The organism is Rhodoligotrophos appendicifer, from assembly GCF_007474605.1.
GTDB classification, from domain to species: domain Bacteria; phylum Pseudomonadota; class Alphaproteobacteria; order Rhizobiales; family Im1; genus Rhodoligotrophos; species Rhodoligotrophos appendicifer.
Map to the genome: position 1 here is coordinate 350,652 of NZ_VHKL01000004.1, position 21,564 is coordinate 372,215.

Here is a 21,564-nt window from a genome sequence, read left to right on the forward strand (position 1 = left end):
ACTCTCTTTCGATTGCTCAACAGTCTGCCATTGTGGCAAGTGTCGACGATGCCGAGCGGTGGCGCCCGAGCCTGCGAAGAGGAGAGAACTGCAGTTGGAACTGATCGACCAGGGGTTATCCTATATGTCGGAGGTCAACGCCTTCGCATCGAGCATGCCGGCATGGCTTCAGGCCATCGACAGCCAAGCGGTTGGTGGCGGATCGATCGGGGGACTGCAGCGTGATTGAGTTCGCTATTGCCGACCAGATCGGCCGCATCGTGATCCATCGGCCGGAGGCTGCAAACGCTTTCACCGGAGCCATGGTGGACCGCCTGGCGGCTGCGATCACCGAGGCAGCCGGTTCCTGCCAGATCCTCCTGATCACGGGCCAAGGCGCGGATTTCACGCTCGGCCGTGACCGGGCGGAGCCGAAGACCGGCAGTCCGTTCGACGCCTTCTCGAAGATCGATGGCGTCAACCGCGCCCTTGCCGCCTTTCCGGGCATTTCCATCGCCGCCATTCAGGGCCGTGCCTTCGGTCTCGGCGTGGGCCTGACGATGCGCTGCGACCTTGCCGTCGCCGATGCCAATGCGCGCTTCTGCCTCGACGAGGTGAAGCTGGGTTTTCCCCCCATGTTCATCATGGAGGAAATCTTGCAGCACTTCACGCCCAAACGGGCGGCTGACGTCGTGTTGCTGAGCCGCGAATTCGGAGCCGACGAGGCCCTCGAGGTAGGGCTGCTCTCGCGCTGCGCCCCGGCGGGTCAGCTCGCCGCCACAGTCGAGGACATGATCGCCGAGCTGCGCCTGCGCGATGCCGGGGTGCTCCGCGCCTGCAAGTCATACATGCGGACTGTCCGAGACTTGCCGGCGGATGCACGCGCCTCCTACGCTCTGGTTGCGCAGACGCGTTTCGCCCAGGCCAATCACTGATCCGGTGCGCCCCCGAAGCCCATTGAGCGGCCGGTGCACGCGGACAATCAAAAAGAACCAAAGTCGAGGATCGGAATGCAAAACATTCGACGTGTCTTGGTGGTCGGTGGCGGGGTCGGCGGTCTGACTGCAGCCACAGCCCTCGCGCAGCGAGGTGTCGAGGTCATTCTGATCGAGCAGCGTCCGGCCTTCAACGTTCCCGGGATCGGTCTCGGCCAGCCGGCCAACGCGTTGCGCGTCTATGATGCACTGGGACTGCTGGATCAGGTGCTCGCGGCGGGGTTCACCTATGACCATATGTATATCTTCGATCCGAACAGGAGCTTGATCGTCGACCACAAATTTCTCCTCGGCGACCACCGCATTCCTGCAAACTGCGCCCTGTCCCGGTCAGATCTGCACGACATCCTGCTGGGCGCGGCCGAGCGTGCCGGGGTCGAGGTCCGGCTCGGCGTGTCGACGAAGGCGCTCCATGACGAGGGAGATCGCGTCACTGTAGACTTCTCCAACGGCGAGAGTGACACATTCGATCTCGTCGTCGCCTTCGACGGGATACGGTCGACGACGCGCCAATATCTGGTCGGCACGGCCTTTGTTCCGCGTCCCTCCGGATATAGCGCCTGGCGCGTGCAGGTGCCGCGGCCGGACTATGTGCGGGGCATGGAGTTCTTGCAGGGCGTCGGCAGCAAGACCGGGGCGATGCCGCTCAATCGTCATCTCATGTATCTCTTCCACATTCGGCCGGAGGATCCGGAGGCTTATTTTCCGCGTGAGCAGCTTGTAGATCTGTTCAGGGAACGTTTGGCTCAGTATGGCAGCTATGTCGCCGAGATCAGCGCCTCGCTGACTGGCGACTCCGACATCGTCTACAGCCCGATCGAGCCTATGTTGCTGCCCTGGCCCTGGTTTCGGGGCCGGGTGGTGATCGGCGGGGATGCGGCGCATACCTTTCCGCCGCATCTGACCCAGGGGGCGGCGATGGCCGCCGAGGACGGCTACATTCTCGCCAGAGAAGTCCTGGAGACCGACGTGCCGATCGAGGCGCGTCTGATGCGCTACTCGGAACAGCGCTACGCCCGTTGCGCTTTCGTCTACAGCTTCTCGCGCGGATGGATGGAGGAAGAGCAGTCGGTCCGCACTCCCGAGCAGCTCGAAAAGGCGCGCGCCGAACTCGCGCAGAACGCGTCCACCCGCATCGGCGTGAGCGACCGGATCCTCAACAGCCGCATCCTCGAAGACAGGCCCGTCCCCCGGGTCTAGGGAACTTGGATTATTGGCGCTCCCTAGGGGAGTGGTATTATTCAGGCAATAGAACCCCTTAGCTCTATTTTTGGGAACAGACATGCTCGTTGAGACTCAACGACAATCTCATTCGCGTCCCAAACCTCGATAACCGTGGCACCTTAAAACTCCGATGTTCGCGTGACTATCGCTCCTCAATTCGAATTGCACGTGTAGGCACGTTTTCTGTCGAAAGAAAAAGCAAGGATGTGGACTTGGACTGGACTTCCATCCCCAATACTGCAGAGAGCGGTCAGTTGGTCGCAGAGGAACCGGACGCCAGCAGAACAGGGTTGCGATCAAATGACGTCGCACGGATTTTGCACCGCGGAACCTTCCCTGTGTTTATCCGGGTGGAGAGGGGCTTCGGGGGAATTACATGCGTTGGTCCCTCTGGCCAAACCGCCGCGACCAACGGAAGGTTCAAACGTTGCCGTTTTCACTACACGCAAGAGTTAGATGACAAGGGGGAGTGAGCATGTCCCTACTCCGAGAGATCGAACACTACGAAGTATTCTTCGAGACGCCAGAAATTGGAGATAAGTTCGTCACCGCCGGCCGAACCGTTACCGAGGCGGACATCGTGGCGTTTGCTGGCCTGTCAGGCGACTTCAACAGCCTCCACACTGATGCGGAATACGCCCAAGGGACGCTTCACAAGCAGCGGCTGGCTCATGGCATGTTGGTCTTGTCCATCATGTCTGGCCTGTGCACGCGCCTTCCAGTGATGAAATGCATGGAGCGGACCATTCTCGGCCTCGCCAATCTGGAATGCCGTTGGAAGCGCCCCACTTTCATCGGCGACACGCTCCATATAGTACTGGAAATCATCGACAAGAAGCCATCCCACAAACCGGACAGGGGCACGATTGTCATGCGCCGCACCGCCGTAAACCAGCGCGATGAGACGGTGCTTGAAAGCGATTGGAGCTTGGTGATCCGGCGGCAGAATAAGGCGCAAACTTAGGCCTCCAGCGCCGCCTCCCGATCGATATCCGACAGGAGGTCGAGGACCGCGCGCATCGCCGACAGATTGGCCTCGAGATGAGCTTCGATGCGATCGAGGGGTCCAGCCACTGTCAGTGCCAGAGTTTCGCCCGTCATGGTGAGCGGCATCCCAAGGGCACCCACATCGACGACATTTTCGCCGCGCGTCGAAAAATATCCACGGCCCCGGCCTTCCTCTAGATCGGCACGCAGCGTGTCGAAATCGACTATGGTCCCGGCGGTCATGGGTCTGAGACCGATTCGACCGATCAGCTTTTCCAGTTCGACGATGCTGAGCCGGCTCAGGATCACCTTGCCGGCCGCGGATGAGTGCAACGGCTTTGCCGCACCGGGTTGCGCCGAATAGCGGATCGTATGGTGGCCCTCTACGACGTCGAGATAGATCACTTCGTCCAACTGGCGCTTGCCCAAGATGACGGTCTCGCCAGTCTGATCGCGTAGCTTTACGAGAAGCGGCTGAATCCGTTTTAGCAGCGGGTCATGACGCGTGATCGCCTGGGCGATATCGAATAACCGCTTCGTGGGAAAGATCCACCGTCGCCGTTCGAAAAGATAGACGTAGCCTCGCGCCTGCAGCGTGCGCACGAGTGCGTGGCAGCTGGAGAGCGGGATGCCGATGCGGTCCGCAAGCTCTGTCAGGGTCAAGGGTTCGCCGGCCTGGGCAAAGGCTTCAAAGATATCCAAGGTGCGTGCCGCAGTCTTCACTGCGCTGTTTTCGCTTTCGCTCATCAAACTTATCTCCGGCTAAAGCCGGCGTCCCCGACCAAACCGCTCTGTCATATCGAAATGGGAGATTTCTGTCAGCATTTGCCACGTCGTTGACTTGGACAGGCTAGCATCAGTTGACATGAACTTCAGCAGAAGAAATACTCATTCGGAATTCTGAAGTTCAGAGGTCGAGCTTAATTGGCGATTTCAGCACCTGCGGTCGACCGCTACGAGTGTTTGGCGGTTTCCACCGCCGATCAAATCCTCACGGTCTTGATCAACCGGCCCGACAAGCGCAACGCTTTGAGCCGAGCGGCCTTGGCTGAGATCGAAGTCGCCTTCTCAAGTCACCGAAACCGCCAGGATCTGCGTGCCGCGGTGATCACCGGGGCCGGCGACATAAGCTTCGCGGCCGGCGGCGACTTGAAGGACCTGGAATCCGTGAAAACCGCGGACGAGGCGGCGGCCATGGCGCTGCGCGCCAAACATGCTCTCGATGCGATCCGCAGCTTTCCGCTTCCCACCATCGCCGCCCTCAATGGCGATGCCCTCGGTGGCGGCGCCGAACTTGCCGTCGCTTGCGACTTCCGTATCGCCGCCGCCCATGCGCGCATCGGTTTCGTACAGGGCAGGCTCGCCATTTCCACTGCCTGGGGTGGCGCCATAGATCTGATGGAGCTTGTCGGCCGGCGCCACGCGTTAAAGCTGCTGGCGACCGCCGAGATCGTCGAACCGAGCAGGGCCCTCCAGCTTGGCCTAATCGACGAGGTCGCGGCTCCGGATCAGACCCTGAATGAAGTCGTTTCGGCCTTCATCGCCCGCTTCGACGTGCAGCGTCCACAGGTGCTCCGGGCCTTCAAAGCAGTCAATCACGCCTACGCACAGGGCGCAGGCCGCGCCGGACTCATGGAGACCGAGACCCAGAGCTTCGTACAGACGTGGATCCATGATGATCATTGGGATGCGGCCACTCGCGTCCTAACCCGCACCAAACCATCATGACTAACGCGCGGTCCGCTCCAAAGGCCAGACTCAGTGCGACGAGCCCCTCGGGCATTGAGATTCCCATCGTGGCCACCGCGGCCATGGCTTCCGGTGACGGCACAATGCCGGGCGAGGCCCCGTTCACCCGCGGCATTTTCGAGGACGGCTATCGCGGCAAGCTTTGGACCATCCGGCAATATTCGGGCTTTGGGACAGCCGAGGACACGAACCAGCGCTACAAATTTCTCATCGACGGCGGACAGACCGGCCTTTCCGTGGCCCTCGATCTACCGACCCAGTGTGGCTATGACCCCACCGACCCCATGGCGGGCCCCGAAGTCGGCAAGGTTGGCGTCTCCCTCTCTACGCTGGCCGAGGCGGAGATTTTGTTCCGCGGCATTGATGTCGGAGCGATCTCCACCTCCTTCACCATCAACGGGACGGCGGCCATCATCTATGCGATGTACTGCGCCATTGCCGACAAGCAGGGCGTAGCCCGGGCGAAGCTCACCGGCACGATCCAGAATGACATCCTCAAGGAATATGTGGCGCGTGGCACCTGGATCTTTCCGGTCCGCCCCTCCATGCGGCTTATTGCGGATACAATCCTATTTTCCAATGAGGAGACCCCGCGGTTTAATCCGATCTCTATCGCCGGTGCCCACGTCCGCGATGCGGGCGCAACCGCCGTCGAGGAGATGGGCTATACCCTCGCCAACGGCCTCGCCTATGTGGACGAGCTTCTGCGCCGCGGCGGCGATGCCTCCAAGTTCGCCCGGCGCCTGAGCTTCTTCTTCTACGTCCACATGGACTTCTTCGAGGAAGTCTGCAAATTTCGCGCGGGTCGACGATTGTGGGCGAAACTGCTCGAAGAGCGCTTTGGCATCACCGATCCCAATGCCCGGCGCTTTCGCTTCGGCGTGGTCTGTGGCGGCTCGTCCCTGACGGCGGCTCAGCCTTACAATAACGTCGTCCGCGTCGGTACCGAGACGATGGCGGCTGTGATGGCCGGCGCGCAGTCGATTTTCACCTGCGCCTACGACGAGGCCTTCCAGATCCCGACCGAGTTCAGTGCCGAGCTCGCTTTGCGCACGCAGCAGATCATTGCCTTCGAAAGCGGCATTGCCCGCACGGTCGATCCCCTGGGGGGTAGCCATTTTGTCGAATGGCTCACCGACCGGATGGAGTCCGAGATTCGCGCTGTCATCGAAGAGATCGACGCTTATGGCGGCGTCATCCCGGCGATCGAGGACGGCATCTTGCAGATGCGCATCGCCAAGCGCGCCCATGAGCGCAAGCAGGACGTCGACGACGGCAGTACCGTGATCGTCGGCCAGAACTATTTCCGCCGGGACAATCAGACCGATGATTTCGGCGAAGTCTTCCAGGTCGATCCCCAGGCCGCCCAAAAAGTGCGCGTGAAGTTCGAAGCCGTACTGGCCCAACGCGATGACGCCGCCGTACAGCGCAGCCTCGCCGCCCTTGAGACGGCGGCCGCCGGCGAGGATGAAAACCTCATGCCGCGACTGATCGAGTGTTGCCATGCCTATGCGACTGTCGGCGAAATGGTGCAGGCCTTGAAACGGTGTTGGGGCGAATTCCAGGAGCCCATGCGGCTCTAACAAGGACTGAGGATCCATGAGCCTGAGGGGAAAACGCATCCTCATCGCGAAGCCCGGCCTTGACGGTCATGACGTGGGGGCCAAGGTTATCGCACTGGCCTTGCGCGATGCGGGCGCCGATGTGATCTACACGGGCCTGCGTAAAACCCCTGACTTCATCGCCCGTGTCGCGGTCGATGAGGACGTCGATGCCGTGGGACTCAGTCTCCTCTCGGGGAGCCATGAGGAACTGGTGCGCCAAACCGTTGATTGTCTCCGTGCGCGTCATGCCTCCGACATAAAGCTGTTCGTCGGCGGCACTATTCCGGATGCCGATCATGCCGCCCTTCGGGCGCTGGGGGTCGATGGCATTTTCACGGCCCAGATGGAACTCAAGGATGTCATCGCGATCATCGCGGGTGAGCTGGGCTAATGGCGAACTCGTCGCGAGGACCGCTCAGCGGCATCCGGGTGCTCGAGGCGACCCACATGCTTGCCGGGCCCTATTGCGGCATGCTGCTGGCCGATCTCGGCGCCGATGTCATCAAGATCGAACCACCTGGCGGTGATATCGCACGGCGGGTGGGGCCGCATTTTATCGGCCCGCATAATGTCTATTTCGCCAGCCTCAATCGCAACAAGAGGAGCGTCTGCCTTGACTTGGCCACGCCCGATGGCCAGGCGAAGCTGGGCAAGCTCGCCACGACCGCCCGGGGCCTGATTACGAATATGCGCCCGGCCGCCATCGGCAAGCTGGGGCTGACCTATGCGAGCCTGAAAGCCCATAATAGCCGCATCGCTTGCCTGGCCTTGACGGGCTACGGCCTTGAGGGCCCGGAGGCGGACATGCCCGCTTATGACTACGCGATCCAGGCCATGACCGGCGTCATGGCTCTGACCGGCGATCCGGGGGGACCGCCCACGAAGGTTGGGTACTCCGCGGTCGACAATTCGACTGGTATCATGGCGGCCTTGGCTCTGGTGTCCGCGATCCTCGAGGGCAAAGGCGGCCAGATCGAGGTCTCGCTGCATGACACTATGCTGTCGCAGCTGAACTATCTGGCCGGCGCTTATCTGAACGCCGGAGAGGTCCCAGCCCGCCAGTCCAGCGGTGCCCATCCCTATATCGTCCCAGCCCAGATCTTTCCCACCCGCGACGGTCACCTCGCGCTGTTCATCACCCATGACGAGTTCTGGCACAAATTCGCCCTCGAGCTCGAACAGCCGGCCTGGCTCACCGATCCTGACTTTGCCACTATGGCCGGACGCTCTGTCCATCGCGACCGGGTAATTGCCGGGATCGAAGCTGTGCTTCGAACAGACGACACTCAGGCCTGGGTGGACCGATTGCGGCCCTTGGGTGTCGTCATCGCCGGCGTTACGACCTTGGATAAGTCGGTCGAGACGAGACTGGTGGTTGACCGTGCAATGGTTGTAACCATTCCCGGCGGTGACGGCGACCTGCGTGTCATCGGCTGTCCGATCAAGGGCAATGCCGAGGCGGTCGGCTATGCTCGTCCGCCGCTCCTCGGGGAGCACAATGACGAGATCTTCCGCGAGTTGGAGGCCATGGAGTGACTCATGAATGTCGCTGAACGCCGCGCCTTCAGCCGGGCGCTCAGCGGAATCATGCGCGCCACGGTCGACGAAGTGCTGGCCCACCAGACGCGCATCCCCGCCGCCGGCCAAGCCGCCGATCGCATCGGCATCACCGGGCCGCCGGGCGCTGGCAAGAGCACCCTGATCGGCCATCTCATCCGCAACCGCCTCGCGACGATGGGCCCGACGGCACGTCTCGCGGTTATCGCCATTGATCCCACCAGCCCGATCTCCCACGGTTCGATTCTCGGCGATCGCATCCGCATGGACACCGATCAGGACGATCCTCGCGTTTTCATCCGTTCGCTCCCCAGCAGCACGGCTCAGGATGGCCTCTCCGACAACATTTCCGATATCCTCGGCCTCATCGACACCTTCGGTTTCTCCGAGACGATCTTGGAGACTGTCGGTGTCGGTCAGGCCGAGCACGCGATACGCCTCCTCGTTGACACCATGGTCCTGATCGTTCCGCCGGAGGCGGGGGATGCAGTGCAGGCCATCAAAGCGGGCATCATCGAACTGCCGGACATCTATGTGGTGAATAAGGCCGACCTGCCCGGCGCCGGCCGCGCTCTCGCTGAGATGCGCTGGCTTGCTGGGCAGCGCCCTCGCGGTGCCTGGCAGCCACCGATCCTGGCCACCAGTGATCGTCAGCCCGACAGCTGGGCTGCTTTGGGCGCAGCGATCGACAGCCATCGCGGCTGGCTTCGGGAAAATTCCGATGCCGGCGCGATCCATGCCGCTCGCCTGCACTATCAGGTGACATCGCTGGTGCTCAGGCGCATCAAGGAGACCGCTGGCGCCCGCCCGCTTCCAGCCTCCCTCGCCCAGGGCTACGCCGACTGCATTCGCCGGCTCGCCCACGAGCTGAAGTGACGCCTGTCGGCTCGGGCTGCTTGGCTCCCTCTTAGCACCGCGCCTGCCCGCTCAACCGCCCCATGACCCTTTCGCGGTCCCAAGCCTGGTCGTTTGGACGTGTCTTCAGCACCGCGCGCTCCACTTCCCGCTTTGTCACCGACCGGGGAAAATCCTCCACGAACTCGATGAACCGTGGCACTTTGAACCCCGCCATTCGAGTCTGGCACCAGGCGATGATGGCCTCTGGCGCACGCGCCTCCGCCGTACCTATGATGAACGCTTTGATATCGTCTTCGCCCAGTTCGGAGGGCACGCCGATGACCACGGCTTCCTGGATACCAGGCATCTCCGCAAGGATCGCTTCGATCTCGAAGGCCGAGATATTCTCTCCGCGCCGCCGGATCCAATGCGCCTTCCGTCCGATATAGAAAAGGTTTCCATCCTCGTCGACGCGGCCCAGGTCCCCCGTCTGGAGCCACAGATTGCGGAAGCTCTCAAGGGTTTTGTCCGGACTGTTATGGTAGCGCAGCATGAACATGTGCGGATGGGTCGGCCGCAGTAGGATCTGACCCGTCTCTCCGCTTTGGACCGGCAGGTCGTCCTGGTCCCCGATTCGCAACTCTGCCCAGCCATGGGTCTTGCCGGTCGAGCCCTCCATGGGATCGTCGAGCCGATTGCTGGTGATCATCGCGCCGCCCGCCTCGGTCAGTCCGTAGATCGACACCAGCGGCACGCCGAACCTCTTTGTAAACCGTTGTGGAACCTCTGGCGGGATCTGGGCGAAGATGCCGATGGAGATCCGGACCCCGTGATCGCGGTCTCGGTCGCTCTTTGGCTGCTGGCAGAGCAATGTGAGCATGCTGCCGATCGGGTCGATAACGTTCGCCCCGGTCTCGCGCACCCGCGCCCAATAGGAGCTGACGCTGAAGCGTCGGTCAAGCACGGTCGTCATGTCGTTGACCAGCGGGCCCATCACGGCAAATTGGAGGGCGGCGGCATGGAACAGCGGCAGGGTCGTATAGTGCCGTTCTCCCGCCCTTACCCCGAAGGTCTCTCCATATCGAAGCCCTGCCAGGATGAAGCTCATATGGGAGAGCACCACTCCCTTGGGCAAGCCGGTGGTGCCGCCGGTATAGAGGATGATCGCCGCATCCTCCGCCTCCACGCCCGGCTCGGTGCCCAAGTCGGAAGACCTCGCCAGGGCCTCATAGGATTGATGCCCCGGCTGCAGCGGCCCTGTTCCCGTCACATGCACATGCACCTGCTTCAGGATCTCCGGCGATACAGCATTGAGTTTGCCGTAATTCTCTCGATCGACGATGAGCAGCTTCGCCCCCGAATCCTCAAGCGTATACGCTAGGTCGCGGCCCACCAGTCCGCCATTGATTGGCGTCCAGATGGCACCGATGCGGGCTGCGGCGAACAGGCTGATCAGCTGTTCGGGTCCGTTGAACATGAAGGTCGCGACTCTGTCGCCCTTGCCGAGTCCGGCTGAGGCGAGCCCGCCCGCCAGTCGCGCCGCCTGCTGCTCCAGGGCGCTATAGCTAATGGCCGATCCATCGATCTCGGCAAATTGTCTATTGCCGAAGCGGCAGGCCTTGTCGCGGAGCAGCTCGCTCAGGGTTCGCCAGGGAATGGTCCGCGCCCCGACCTGGGTGACAGCCGTGGTCATTGTGCGGCGACCCCCGGCATCGCCGCTGCGCGGCGTAGCAGCTTGAGATCCTCCCGGGCCGACCGCTCCAGCGCATCTCGGAACTTCGGATGAGCGATGGAGATGAGAAGGAGAGCCCGCTCTTCCAGCGTCGTCCCCTTCAGATTGACGATCCCGAATTCGGTCGCCACATATTGGATGTCGTTGCGACTGATGGTGACCGCGCTTCCCATTGGGAGCATCGGTACGATCCGCGACACGCTCCCCCCTTTGCCGGTGGCGCTGAGCGTAATGACGGCCCGTCCCTCCTCCGCCAGTGCGGCGCCGTAATGGAAGCTCCATTGCCCTCCCACGCCGCTATAATGTTGGTGCCCGATGGTCTCCGAAGCACATTGGCCCGATAGGTCGATCTGAATCGTGGCATTGACCGAGAAAGGCCGATGGTTGCGCGCGATAACCCGCGGGTCGGCCACATAGGCGATGTCATGCATCTCGGCGGCCGGATTGTCGTCGATAAAGCTGTAGATGCGCTCCGATCCCACCACCAGAGAGAAGGTGAACATGTTCCGGTGGATCGTCTTGCGCGAATTGGTGATGACGCCCGCATCGTAAAGATCGGCCATGGAATCAAACATGGCCTCCGAATGCACGCCGAGATCCTTCTTACCGGCCTCCTTGAGCAGCTTCAGCATGGTTTCGGGGATCTGCCCGACCCCTGCCTGCAGCGTGGCGCCATCGAGCACCACGCCGGCCACATGCTGGGCGATCGCCTTTTCTTCTGACGTTGGAACCATGCCCGCCAGGGAGATGGTCGAGAGTGGATAATTCGCCTCGAACAGTGCCTCGACCTTGCTGATATGAACTTGGCAGGGGCCAAGTACTCTTGGTTGATGGGAATTGACCTCCAGCACGAGCCTCCGCGCTTTGGAAACGAACCCCATGACCCATCCTCCGAAGGCCCCCAGGCTGAAGAAGCCGTGTCGGTCCATGGAGCTGGCTGGCACCACCAGCAGGTCGATCTCATAGGGAAAGAACCGGGCGCTGTCCGACGGATGGTTGGGCCTGTAGGTCGCTCTCCCCGCCCGCACGGCCTCGATCACCGGCTTGTCGAAGGTGAACTCGGACACATGGAAGATGTGGCCCTCATTTGCTTCCGCAGTCAACTCGGGCTCCAGCGGCAGAGTTTCGCGCCGCATCGGATGGCACAGCCGCACATTTTGGTAGCGCGTGGCATTCTGCGCGAGGAGTTGCAGGAAGCGGTTCGGCAGACCCGGTCCGCCGTTGGTCAGCACCGTCTCCCCATCGCTGATCAGATCGAGGATCTGGCTCTCTGATCTCCGTTTTGCAGCATAGGCGGCGTTGTAATTCATCGCACTGTCTCCTTACGCCGGGATGCGTCTAATCCATGCCCATATAAAGGCGCATGATTTCGCCTTGCGCCGCGAGTTCGACAGGCGTGCCGGCGAAGGTGATGCGGCCATTGACCATGACGTAGACGCGGTCCGCGACTTTCAGGGTCTGCTGCACGTTTTGTTCGACGAGCAGGATCCCCAACCCGTCCTTCGCCAGATCCCTCAGTAGCGACAGCAGCTCACGCGCAATCTTGGGCGCTAATCCTAATGACAGTTCGTCGATCAGCAGGAGCTTGGGTCGCGCCAGAAGACTGCGGGCGATGGCCAGCATCTGCTGCTCGCCGCCCGACAGCATGCCCGCCTGCTGCTGGCCACGCGTCTCCAGCACCGGGAAAAGACGATAGATCCGGTCGAAATCCGACCCGTCCTTGTCTCTGCCGCGCGCATAGGTGCCCAGCCGAAGATTCTCCGTGACCGTCAGTTCCGGCAGCAGGCCGCGCCCCTCCGGAACATGTGCGACGCCCATCCGGGCCACTTGATGCGGTCGGTGATTGTGAATGGCTCCACCATCAAAGGCAATCGATCCTGACAACACCGGCAGAAGCCCCGAGACCGTCCGCAGCAAAGTGGTCTTGCCGGCGCCGTTGGGGCCGAGGATGGCCACTACTTCGCCGCCATCCGCGGTAATCGACAGGCTGTCGAGGACTTTCACCTCACCATGGGCGACGGAGATCTTGCTGATGTCGAGCAGCATTCAGTCCCCCTCGCCGATATAGGCTGCGATGACCCGAGGGTCCGCTTGCACCTCCGCCGGCGTGCCCGAAGCGATCGTGCGGCCGAGATCGAGCACCGTCACCGCATCCGCGACGCCCGCCAGAAACTCGAGATGATGAGTGATGACGATGATGGTGAGCGCAGCCTCGGCTCGCAGGGCGAGCAGTCGATCGCGCAAGGTATTCATCTCCCCGGCATTGAGCCCGGCGGTTGGCTCGTCCAGCAACAGGAGTTTCGGCTCCACCGCCATGGCGCGCGCCAGTTCCACCGCTTTGCGCATGCCATAGGACAGGCTGGAGACCTCCTGGTCGGCGATTTCGACAAGCCCTGTCCGCTGCAGGGCCTCCTCCGCCCGCACCCGCATTTCCCTCTCGAACCGATTCCGGCGCCCGAGCAGGACCAACTCGTCCATGAGCCGGCAGGGATGGACCGAATGAAGCCCTGCCATGACGTTGTCCCGCACCGTCAGCCCGCCAATCAGACCGAAATTCTGGAAGGTGCGGGCGATCCCGAGGTGAGCGATATTTTCCGGGTGGACCTTCAGGACATTCTGTGTCCCAAACCGGATGGCGCCGGATTGTGGCTCCACGATCCGGCTTATGCAGTTCAGCAACGTCGTCTTGCCTGCCCCGTTTGGCCCAATCAAGCCGTGCACTGCGCCTTGTCGGACCCCGAAGGTTACGTCCTGCAGCGCCACCACGCCGCCAAAGCGCAGGGATATGCCTTCGACCTCCAGGGCAATGCCGGTCATGAGGCGGCCCCTGGCTGAGTCTTGCCGCGTTGACGCTGGGCCAGTGTCTTGAAGATCCCCACCAGTCCGCCCGGAAACAGGGTCACCGATAGGCAGAACAGGATTGCATAGACGATCTGGCTCACATGCTGCAGCGATTGGGTCAGTTCCGGCACCAGCACGATGAACATGGCGCCGAACAGCGGCCCGATCAACGTGCCCGCCCCGCCAATGATCACCGCGGCGAATATATTCACCGACAGCTCCGGCGAGAAGCTTTCCGGCCCGACATAGCTGGTGAGGACCGCCAACAGACTTCCCGAGACGGCGGCGTAGACTGCACTGAGCACGAAGGCCAGCACCTTGTATTTCAGCAGGCTCATGCCGAGGCTCTGTGCCACGAGCTCGCTCGACCCGATGGTCCTCAGCGCGCGCCCCGTCTTCCCTGTCGAGAGGCTGAGGAAACCCAGCAGGCCGGCGATCGCGATGGCCAGGATGAGGTAGTAGAGTCCCTTGCCGTTCCACAGGCCGGCGATGGCCACTTCCGGCATGAACATCCCTTGGGGGCCTCCGGTATAATTGGACGCCTTCACCAGGTTGAACATGAGGAAGCCGAACGAGAACGTGACGATGGCCAGGGCGAAGCCGGAAAGCCGCAGCGACGGCAGGCCGATGATCGCTCCGATCAATGCCGCCATGGCAACCGACAAGAGGACGGCCGGCAGGAATGGCCAGTCCCAGTTGATCATCGCCACCGCCGTGCCATAGGCCCCCACCAGCATGAAGGCGCCATGGCCGAAGGAATAGATGGAGCCGAGCCCCATGGGGATATTGAGCCCGATCGCCGAGATCGAGATCACCATCCACATGGACACGACATAGATCCAATAGGCGTCGAGCCCGAAGGGTGCCAACACGAGGACTGCAAGCGCGGCGGCGGCAATGAGAAGAGGCGTGCGGTTCGTGGTCATCCCATTACACCCGCAGTCGCTGCTTGCTGCCGAACAGGCCCGCGGGCCTGATCAGCAGCACAAGCAGCAGGATCATGAAGGTGAATGGCTCGCGCATATGGATCGAGATCGCGACCGCGGCGAAGGCCTCCGCCACGCCGAGGATGAAGCCGCCCACGATGGCACCCGGAAAGCTGTAGAGCCCGCCCATGATTGCCGCAGTGAAAGCCTTGAACAGATAGGGCCGCATCATCCCCGTCTCTAGGAATGAGATCGGCGCGATCAGCATGCCCGCTACGGCGCCCATGATGCCCGCTAGGATCCAGACCGACATCATGATCACCTGGACGTTGACTCCCAGGAGCGAGGCGACCTCGGGGTTCATCGCCGAGGCCCGCATCGCCAGCCCCAGCTGAGTATAGCGGAACAGGGCCAGGAAGCCGGCTGCCGCCACGGCCATCACCGCGAGTGTGCCGATCTGGTCGTAGCTGATGGAGAAGCCCCCAATGGTGACCGTACCCTGCTGGAACAGGCTGGGGATTCGGTAAGGCTCCTGGGCGCCCCACAGGAACACCACCACCGCGTAGATCAGGGTGTAAAGTCCGAGAGTGCGCACCGTGAGGTTTAAGTGGTTGGCGGCTGGTCGCGGTCGCAGCAGCACGAAGTAAACTATCGCGCCGAGCCCACCCGATAGCGCGATGGTCGCCAGCCATGCCGCCCACAGTGGGATGTCTAACGGCAGGAAGAACATGAGCAGCATGAACACGCTGAATGTGCCCATGTCCCCCTGCGCAAAATTGGCGACCGCGGTGGTGCGGAAGATGAGGACGATCGCCAGGGCCAGCAACGCGTAGATGCCGCCGTTCAAGATGCCCGTCGCCATCGTCGAGCCGATCAGGGAGGTGCTCATGCTCGCTCCGTCCGGTCAGGTCACTTCGGGATCGGCAGCGAATCTCCGACCTTGAATGCGCCGCCTTCGACGCTGAAGACGTAAAGTGCACCCAGCCCCATGCGCTGCTCGGGCGAGAAGGCGATTTTGCCGGCAATGCCCGGATCGAAGCCGTCGAGCCCATCAAAGGCCGCCAGTAGGCTGGCTCGGGTAAGATCCGTTCCCGCCCTTTTGAGTCCCTCGGCCATGACCTTGGCCGTGAGGCAGCCGAACATGGTATAGTGCGATGGCGGCACGGATTTGTCGAATTCAGTGAGCGCATCGACGCAGTCCTTGGCCTCGGGCGCATTTGGCGGCAGCACCACACCTGGGGCCATGAGGATGCCATCGACGCCGTTACCGACGGCCCGCAGAAAGGCCTCGTCCGTCAGCGTGGAGACGCCGGTGATCGCCTTGGGCTTCCAGTTCTGCCGCTGCATCTCGATCACGAAGCGGGCAGCACCCGGCGAGCTGTCGTTGAGTACAACCAGATCCACATTGGCGTCCTTGGCCTGCAGGGCAAAGGCGCCGCGCTCGGGCGAGGAGACCTCCATCAGCGCGTCCACGACGACCTTGACCCCGGCCTTGGCGAGAATGTCGTTCATCGTCTTCTGGACATCCTCATGCCCAGCGATGTTGAAAGTGAAGAGAGCGGCCGTCTTCGGTTTGGCCTGCTCGATGACATAGGGCAGCAGCACCGAGAGCTGCGTCGGATAGAGCGGCAGCAGGGCCAGCACATTCGGCTTTGGCGGCTCCACGATGCGCTGCAGCCCGGCATAAGGGAACAGATACGGGACCTCCGTCTTCTCCAGGGCAGCCAGCGCTGCTGCCGCTGTCGCCGTGCCGCAGCCGCCGAGGACGGCGAAGACCTTGTCCTGCTGCAGCAGCCGCCGGACATTGCCCGTGGCTCGTTGGGCTGAATAGCCGTCATCCAGCAAATCGTATTGGATTTTGCGACCCACGACGCCGCCGGCGGCATTGATCTTGGCGATATAGGACTGGGCACCTGCGGCGACACCTGAACAGGGTGCTGCCACGGGGCCCGTCGTGGCATTGGTCGCACCGAGCAGGACAGTGTCGCTGGTGACGCCATCCTCGGCATGAACTGACGTGGCGATCAAAGTCAGAGCCGCTGTCACGGCTGAAATCAAGTATCGTCTAAGCATTTTCCATCCCCAATGACTGCGCCCTGTTGGTCTTCTGCCTGTGTCGGGCGATGTGTTGTGACTGCAGTTCTAGTTCGAGTAGCGCCCTCCGGTGACGTGTACGACCTCGCCGGTAATCCACGAGGCTCTGTCTGATGCGAGGAACAACACCGCGTCCGCGATGTCTTCCTCTCGGCCGAGCCGCGGGATCGGCGTGTTTTCGATCGTCTTGGCCTTGATCTTCTCGTAGTGCGGCAACGCACGCACGAGGGGTGTTTCGATGAAGCCCGGGGCCACGCAGTTGACGGTAATATTGAAACGTCCCTGCTCGCGCGCCTGGGAGCCGGTGAAGCCGATCAGTCCGGCCTTCGCGGCGGAGTAATTGGCCTGCCCTGGATTGCCGTGATGTGCTCTTGAGGCGATGTTGACGATGCGCCCCGACCGGCGTTCCGCCATGATCGGCATTACCGCCTTGGTGCACAGGAAGGTGCCTTTGAGCGTCACGTCCACGACGGCGTCCCAGGCCTCCTCGGTCATCTTGATCAGCAGCGAATCCTTCACCACCCCGGCATTGTTCACCAGCACGTCGATCTGGCCGAAGGTCTCCATCGTGCGGTCCACCAGATGGGCGACGCTGTCGGCTCGGACGATGTCCGTTTCCACGGCGATCGCCTGCCCGCCTTTGTCGCGCAGCGTCTGCGCGGTCGCCTCTGCCGCCTCCGCATTGATGTCGCAGATCACCACGCGCGCGCCCTCGGCTGCGAATTCAGCGGCAATCACGGCACCGATGCCCCGCGCCGATCCCGTGACGATGACGACCTTGTCCGTAAGGCCCAGATTCATTCTAAGCTCCCGTGTCGGCGACATCGCCGGCGTGGTGAACATGTTCCTCCGCCAGCTCCCAAATGAACCGCGCCGCGGGGCTCTCGCGCTCTTCCTTGATGTGTCCCACCAGTCCGGCCGCGCGGCTGATCACAGCGATTCCCCGGATGATATCGACGGGGATCTCCATGTCCGACAGGATCGCACCAATCGCACCCGTTACATTGATGGTGATATGCCGCCCCGCGGCCTCGTCCACCGTCTTCCCCAGGATCATGAGCGCATCCACATGTCGCCCCGCCAGCCCGTGTTCGCGTGCGACTGCAAGGATCACCGGTGTGCGCGGATCATCCGGCCTGTGGAGATGATGGCCGAAGCCGGGCAGCAGCCGCTTCTCCTGCCGGTAGCGCATCACCGTCTCCCGCGCCTGCTCCTCGAGCGAACCCTTTCCCGCGACGAGAGCCTGCAGCAGCCGCGCGGAATCCTCGATGGTCCCGATAAACTGGCTCCCCACCGCCAGCAGCCCGGCCGCCACGGCCGCCTGCGGTGCCTCGGGCGAAGATAGCGCGATCATCCGCGTGGTGATGGCGCTCGGTGTCAATCCATGCTCCATGAGTGTCACCAGGATCGCATCCAGCATGGCAGTCTCGGCGACCCGCGGCCTCCGGTCCATGAGATGGAAGAAGATCATCTCTGTGAAGCTAATCTTACCGATCAGATCTTTGCATAGGTCCACATTGTGCACGAACACTTGGTCATTTGTATATCGGCAGAGCTTGGTTGTCGGTGTTTTGCTCATCTGTCGGGTTACGCCTTCGCTGCAGGGTTGGCCAGAGCTTGGAGGCTCGCGCGGGTCTCCGAAAGCTGGACGAGGCAGCTCAGCGCATGCTCCTCCGCCTCCCGGGCCGCCTCAGGCCCATCCGCTATCGATCTGATCACTGCTTTCGCCGCCGTCACCGCCGGCACGGACAACCGCGAGACGCGGCTGGCCATCTGCTGCGCCCGCTCTGCGATCTCTGCGGCCGGGACCACCCAATCTACCAGTCCCAGCCGCAACGCTTCATCAGCCTTCACCACCTCGCCGGTCACCAGCAGCCGCCGCGACAGCTGGGTGCTGGTCGTCGCCACCAGCCGCTGGATCGTCGACCCCGCTGGCAGCACGCCGAAACGCGCCTCGGGCACGCCCATGACGCAGCGATCTGAAGCAATGCGCAGATCGCAGGCGAGCGCCAGACCCACCCCCGCCCCCAGCACGGCGCCGTCGATCTCAGCCAGCACCGTAGGCCCACATTGATCCAGTCTCTCGAACAAGCCGGTCCAGGCTCGGCTGTCCTTCACGATCTCTGACGGTCCGTTCTCCGGAGCGATCCAGGCCTTGAGACGGGCGGCGTCGGCACCCGCGCAGAAGCTTCGGGCTCCAGATCTCAGATGCAGTACCGCCGCGCCCTTGGCCTCCGCCTCGGCGATTGCGTCATGCAGGCCCGACACCATCTCATCGTCCAGGGTCGCATCGGGTTCGCCGTCCCAGCGTGCCGTCAGAACCTTACTGAAGAATGCGGTCTCGACCTTCATCTGCCGTCACTCCCGCCGCTTGTAGCGTGGCACCAGCATGCCGTTACCGCAGCGCTCCCAGAGGAGGCTGAGCGGCATTCCGATCCTCAGATCCTCGGGCGCCACATCGACAACATTGCTGATCACACGCACATCATCGAAGGACGGATATCGCACGATGGCGATGTTGTAAGGCAGCGCCGGCCCGATCGCCGGATGGGCGCCGTGATGCACCACTGTGAAGCTGAAGAGTTCACCCTCGTCCGCGGCTTCTGTCCATTGAAACTTGAAGGATTTGCACTTCGGACAAACCGGCCGCGGCGGATGGCGGAAATGGCCGCACGCGGTACAGTGCTGAAAGCATAGCCGTCGCTCCTGGCACGCGGCCCAGAAGCCCTCATCGTCAAAGAGCGGCTCGGGTCCAGGGATCTCGGCAGGAAGATAGGACATCAACTCAGGCCCCCAATATAGCAGCGCTTGAGGGCGGCCCGGCAAGGCCTCCCGTCACCAGGCACAGTTCCGCGTCCCGCACCTGCGACGTCGATGTCCCTCGGATCTGTCGTGCACCTTCCAGGATCAGGTTCATGCCGTGGATATAGGCCTCTGATAAATGGCCGCCCGAGGTATTGATTGGCAGCCTTCCGTTCGGCCAGCGGATGCATCCATCCGCCAGGAAGCCGCCCGCCTCGCCGCGGCCGCAAAAGCCGTAATTCTCGAGGCTCATCATCACCAGCCCGGAGAAGTGATCGTAGATTTGCGCCACATCGATATCGGTCGCAGTGACACCGGCTCCCTCATAGACCTGCCGTGCCACCATGGTGCCGTTGCCTGTGCCATACTCCTCCACCGGCATGTTGTGGGTGCCGAGAGCGCCCGTCCCCCAGCCGGCATTGGTGCCCTGGGCGGCCGACAGGATGCGGACCGGCTTCTGCCTGAGGTCGCGGGCCCGCTCCAGGCTGGTCACGATCACGGCACAGGCGCCGTCATTTTCCTGACAGCAATCATAGAGGCGAAGCGGACTGGCGATCATCCGCGAGGCCAAATAATCCTCGAGGGTCATCGGTTTCTTGCCCATGACCGCCCGTGGATTGCGTGTCGCGTTGTCCCGGCCACTGAGAGCGATTTCCGCCATTTCCTCCGGCTTGATGCCGAAATCATGCATATAGCGCTGAACGAGCGGCGCGATCATGTTGGGCGGCGAGAACATGCCGAAGGGTGCCAGGAAGTTGTTGCCGGGGCGCGCCGCGTTGAACTGGCCGTAGCGACGCTGCTGGCCCTGACACAGCCCGCGGAACACAGCGACAACGTCGGCCGCGCCGGATTCGATCGCCGTCTTTGCGTGCAGCAGCGCGCCGCACGAGCCGGTGCCGCCGCCGCCCCACACCAGCGAGGCATAGCGCAGCTTGGGCAGGCCGAGATTGTCCTGCATATAGGACGGCTCGTTCCGGTCACCGGCATAGGAGCAGAGCCCGTCGATCTCGTCTATCGCCAGGCCCGCGTCCGCCGCCGCTGTCGCGAGCGCGGCGCAGGTGAGCTGTAATTCGCTCTGGTCAGCGAAGCCGCCCCAGCGTCGATATTCAGTCTCGCCGACGCCAACGATGCACGCCTGTTGCGTGGGCGTTGTCACGAAGCGGCCCCCTCTGGCCTTCTGTTCAGCCAATGCAGGGGCAGCCCCGGCCGGGGCCAATCCATGGCGACCAGCTTCCCGGCCGAGGACAGAGTGATGTAAGCGGTGCGCAGATCCTCGCCGCCGAAGCAGATGTTGGTCGGGAAAATATCAGGCATGGCATGGCGCTCGATCACCTCGCCTTTGGGCGTCATCACCGTGATGCCGCTATGGGGGAGATCGGCGACACAAATATTCCCCTCGGCGTCGATCGCCAGGGAATCGAAGATCGAATAGGTGGACACGCCGCCGACAAAATGACCCCGTTCCCAGGGCACCGGCCCCTTGACGCGGCGGATCTGTCCCGGCCCCGTCAACTCGAACGCCCACATCCGCCCACTAGGCGACTCCGCCACATAGAGCGTCTGGTCGTCCGGCGAGAGGCCGATTCCATTGGCACCCTCCACGGGGAAGATCACCTGCTTGATGAAGGATCCGTCGACATGGGCGTAGAACACCGCTCCTCGGTCCCGCGATCGCGCATAGACCTTGCCGGGATCGGTGAAATAGAAGCCCCCATACTGGTCGAAGACGATGTCGTTGGGCCCGCGGAGGGGCTGATCCCCACACTGGCGATAGAGCACCTCATGGGCGCCGGTCTTAAGGTCCACCACGTCGATCCAGCCGCCGGCATAGTCCTCGGGCGCCAAGCCGGGCAAGGTGAGATCCCCCACTTGATGAAAGCTGAAGCCGCCGTTGTTGCAGACATAGCAGCGTCCATCCGGCCCGATCGCTGCGCCATTGGGCCCGCCGCCGAGCTCAGCTACGACCTCCTGGCGGCCATCCGCAGTAATGCGCTTGAGCGTCTTGCCCTGGATCTCCACCACTAGAAACGACCCATCGGGCATGGCGATGGGCCCTTCGGGAAAACGCAATCCGCTCGCCACCTCCCGCAAGTCCATGAGGCCTCCCATTGCTCATCCAGGGAGTTCATGCTTCCACATTCTGTAGAATGTTTCAACTGGTGGAAGTGTATTCACGAGGCCGGAAATGTGGCCTCCGTCCACCTTTCGTTGACACCTCCATAAAACTGCACTTCAAT

The 21,564-nt window shown here is 62.5% G+C and carries 23 protein-coding genes; 9 read left to right on the forward strand and 14 right to left on the reverse strand.

All coding sequences use genetic code 11. The annotated features are described in order from the left end of the window. Positions 1 to 94 precede the first annotated feature (94 nt). The 4 genes from FKM97_RS26900 to FKM97_RS11105 all read left to right on the forward strand — a co-directional run bounded on the left by FKM97_RS26900 (position 95) and on the right by FKM97_RS11105 (position 3,162). On the forward strand, positions 95 to 229 hold the full coding sequence (locus tag FKM97_RS26900; RefSeq protein WP_281290089.1) for a hypothetical protein: 135 nt from the start codon (positions 95 to 97) through the stop codon (positions 227 to 229). Next, positions 222 to 914, forward strand: coding sequence for an enoyl-CoA hydratase/isomerase family protein (locus FKM97_RS11095; protein WP_170240867.1), 693 nt, complete (start codon positions 222 to 224; stop codon positions 912 to 914). Before FKM97_RS26900 ends, FKM97_RS11095 begins: the two co-directional genes overlap by 8 nt. Before the next feature lie 75 nt (positions 915 to 989). Next, complete coding sequence (locus FKM97_RS11100) at positions 990 to 2,174, forward strand: FAD-dependent monooxygenase (RefSeq protein ID WP_144292481.1); 1,185 nt, start codon at positions 990 to 992, stop codon at positions 2,172 to 2,174. A 499-nt stretch (positions 2,175 to 2,673) separates the two neighbouring features. Next, positions 2,674 to 3,162: a MaoC/PaaZ C-terminal domain-containing protein gene (locus tag FKM97_RS11105; protein WP_144292482.1), complete on the forward strand. Its 489-nt coding sequence runs from the start codon at positions 2,674 to 2,676 to the stop codon at positions 3,160 to 3,162. Here the strand turns inward: FKM97_RS11105 and FKM97_RS11110 are convergent. Then, on the reverse strand, positions 3,159 to 3,932 hold the full coding sequence (locus FKM97_RS11110) for an IclR family transcriptional regulator (protein WP_144292483.1): 774 nt from the start codon (positions 3,930 to 3,932) through the stop codon (positions 3,159 to 3,161). The two genes, FKM97_RS11105 and FKM97_RS11110, sit on opposite strands and share 4 nt — an antisense overlap. A gap of 177 nt (positions 3,933 to 4,109) precedes the next feature. Between FKM97_RS11110 and FKM97_RS11115 the strand changes: the two genes are divergently transcribed. The 5 genes from FKM97_RS11115 (at position 4,110) to FKM97_RS11135 (ending at position 8,971) form a co-directional block, all read left to right on the forward strand. Continuing rightward, positions 4,110 to 4,913, forward strand: a complete 804-nt coding sequence (locus FKM97_RS11115; RefSeq protein WP_144292484.1) for an enoyl-CoA hydratase/isomerase family protein — start codon at positions 4,110 to 4,112, stop codon at positions 4,911 to 4,913. A gap of 68 nt (positions 4,914 to 4,981) precedes the next feature. Next, positions 4,982 to 6,517 (forward strand): methylmalonyl-CoA mutase family protein, encoded by a 1,536-nt coding sequence (locus FKM97_RS11120; protein WP_205014905.1) that lies wholly within the window; start codon positions 4,982 to 4,984, stop codon positions 6,515 to 6,517. Between the two features lie 16 nt (positions 6,518 to 6,533). Beyond that, a complete protein-coding gene (locus tag FKM97_RS11125; protein ID WP_144292486.1) occupies positions 6,534 to 6,929 on the forward strand; it encodes a cobalamin B12-binding domain-containing protein in 396 nt (131 codons plus the stop codon). Continuing rightward, positions 6,929 to 8,074 carry a CaiB/BaiF CoA transferase family protein gene (locus FKM97_RS11130; RefSeq protein WP_144292487.1) on the forward strand — a complete coding sequence of 382 codons (1,146 nt, stop codon included), beginning with the start codon at positions 6,929 to 6,931 and terminating at the stop codon, positions 8,072 to 8,074. The genes FKM97_RS11125 and FKM97_RS11130 overlap by 1 nt, the downstream gene beginning before the upstream one ends. Positions 8,075 to 8,077: 3 nt before the next feature. Continuing rightward, positions 8,078 to 8,971 (forward strand): ArgK/MeaB family GTPase, encoded by an 894-nt coding sequence (locus FKM97_RS11135; protein WP_144292488.1) that lies wholly within the window; start codon positions 8,078 to 8,080, stop codon positions 8,969 to 8,971. A gap of 31 nt (positions 8,972 to 9,002) precedes the next feature. On the opposite strand, the gene FKM97_RS11140 is transcribed toward FKM97_RS11135, so the two are convergent. From FKM97_RS11140 to FKM97_RS11200, 13 genes are all read right to left on the reverse strand, one after another. Further along, on the reverse strand, positions 9,003 to 10,625 hold the full coding sequence (locus FKM97_RS11140; protein WP_144292489.1) for an AMP-binding protein: 1,623 nt from the start codon (positions 10,623 to 10,625) through the stop codon (positions 9,003 to 9,005). Next, positions 10,622 to 11,974 (reverse strand): acetyl-CoA hydrolase/transferase family protein, encoded by a 1,353-nt coding sequence (locus FKM97_RS11145; RefSeq protein WP_144292490.1) that lies wholly within the window; start codon positions 11,972 to 11,974, stop codon positions 10,622 to 10,624. Before FKM97_RS11145 ends, FKM97_RS11140 begins: the two co-directional genes overlap by 4 nt. A gap of 28 nt (positions 11,975 to 12,002) precedes the next feature. Then, positions 12,003 to 12,710: an ABC transporter ATP-binding protein gene (locus tag FKM97_RS11150; protein ID WP_144292491.1), complete on the reverse strand. Its 708-nt coding sequence runs from the start codon at positions 12,708 to 12,710 to the stop codon at positions 12,003 to 12,005. Further along, positions 12,711 to 13,481 carry an ABC transporter ATP-binding protein gene (locus tag FKM97_RS11155; RefSeq protein WP_144292618.1) on the reverse strand — a complete coding sequence of 257 codons (771 nt, stop codon included), beginning with the start codon at positions 13,479 to 13,481 and terminating at the stop codon, positions 12,711 to 12,713. After that, positions 13,478 to 14,431 (reverse strand): branched-chain amino acid ABC transporter permease, encoded by a 954-nt coding sequence (locus tag FKM97_RS11160; RefSeq protein ID WP_144292492.1) that lies wholly within the window; start codon positions 14,429 to 14,431, stop codon positions 13,478 to 13,480. Before FKM97_RS11160 ends, FKM97_RS11155 begins: the two co-directional genes overlap by 4 nt. A 4-nt stretch (positions 14,432 to 14,435) precedes the next feature. After that, complete coding sequence (locus FKM97_RS11165; protein ID WP_144292493.1) at positions 14,436 to 15,320, reverse strand: branched-chain amino acid ABC transporter permease; 885 nt, start codon at positions 15,318 to 15,320, stop codon at positions 14,436 to 14,438. A gap of 20 nt (positions 15,321 to 15,340) precedes the next feature. Continuing rightward, the gene (locus FKM97_RS11170) at positions 15,341 to 16,504 is read right to left on the reverse strand and encodes an ABC transporter substrate-binding protein (RefSeq protein ID WP_144292494.1); all 1,164 of its coding nucleotides are present in this window, start codon (positions 16,502 to 16,504) and stop codon (positions 15,341 to 15,343) included. Positions 16,505 to 16,573: 69 nt separating this feature from the next. Beyond that, entirely contained in the window at positions 16,574 to 17,326 is a 753-nt protein-coding gene (gene fabG / locus FKM97_RS11175; RefSeq protein ID WP_144292495.1) for a 3-oxoacyl-ACP reductase FabG, read from the reverse strand. Between the two features lies 1 nt (position 17,327). Then, positions 17,328 to 18,104 carry a citryl-CoA lyase gene (locus tag FKM97_RS11180; RefSeq protein WP_144292496.1) on the reverse strand — a complete coding sequence of 259 codons (777 nt, stop codon included), beginning with the start codon at positions 18,102 to 18,104 and terminating at the stop codon, positions 17,328 to 17,330. Between the two features lie 8 nt (positions 18,105 to 18,112). After that, positions 18,113 to 18,877: an enoyl-CoA hydratase/isomerase family protein gene (locus FKM97_RS11185; RefSeq protein ID WP_144292497.1), complete on the reverse strand. Its 765-nt coding sequence runs from the start codon at positions 18,875 to 18,877 to the stop codon at positions 18,113 to 18,115. A gap of 6 nt (positions 18,878 to 18,883) precedes the next feature. Then, positions 18,884 to 19,306: a Zn-ribbon domain-containing OB-fold protein gene (locus tag FKM97_RS11190; RefSeq protein ID WP_144292498.1), complete on the reverse strand. Its 423-nt coding sequence runs from the start codon at positions 19,304 to 19,306 to the stop codon at positions 18,884 to 18,886. A 4-nt stretch (positions 19,307 to 19,310) separates the two neighbouring features. Further along, positions 19,311 to 20,483: a thiolase C-terminal domain-containing protein gene (locus tag FKM97_RS11195; protein WP_144292499.1), complete on the reverse strand. Its 1,173-nt coding sequence runs from the start codon at positions 20,481 to 20,483 to the stop codon at positions 19,311 to 19,313. Beyond that, on the reverse strand, positions 20,480 to 21,424 hold the full coding sequence (locus FKM97_RS11200; RefSeq protein ID WP_144292500.1) for an SMP-30/gluconolactonase/LRE family protein: 945 nt from the start codon (positions 21,422 to 21,424) through the stop codon (positions 20,480 to 20,482). Before FKM97_RS11200 ends, FKM97_RS11195 begins: the two co-directional genes overlap by 4 nt. Positions 21,425 to 21,564: the final 140 nt, after the last annotated feature.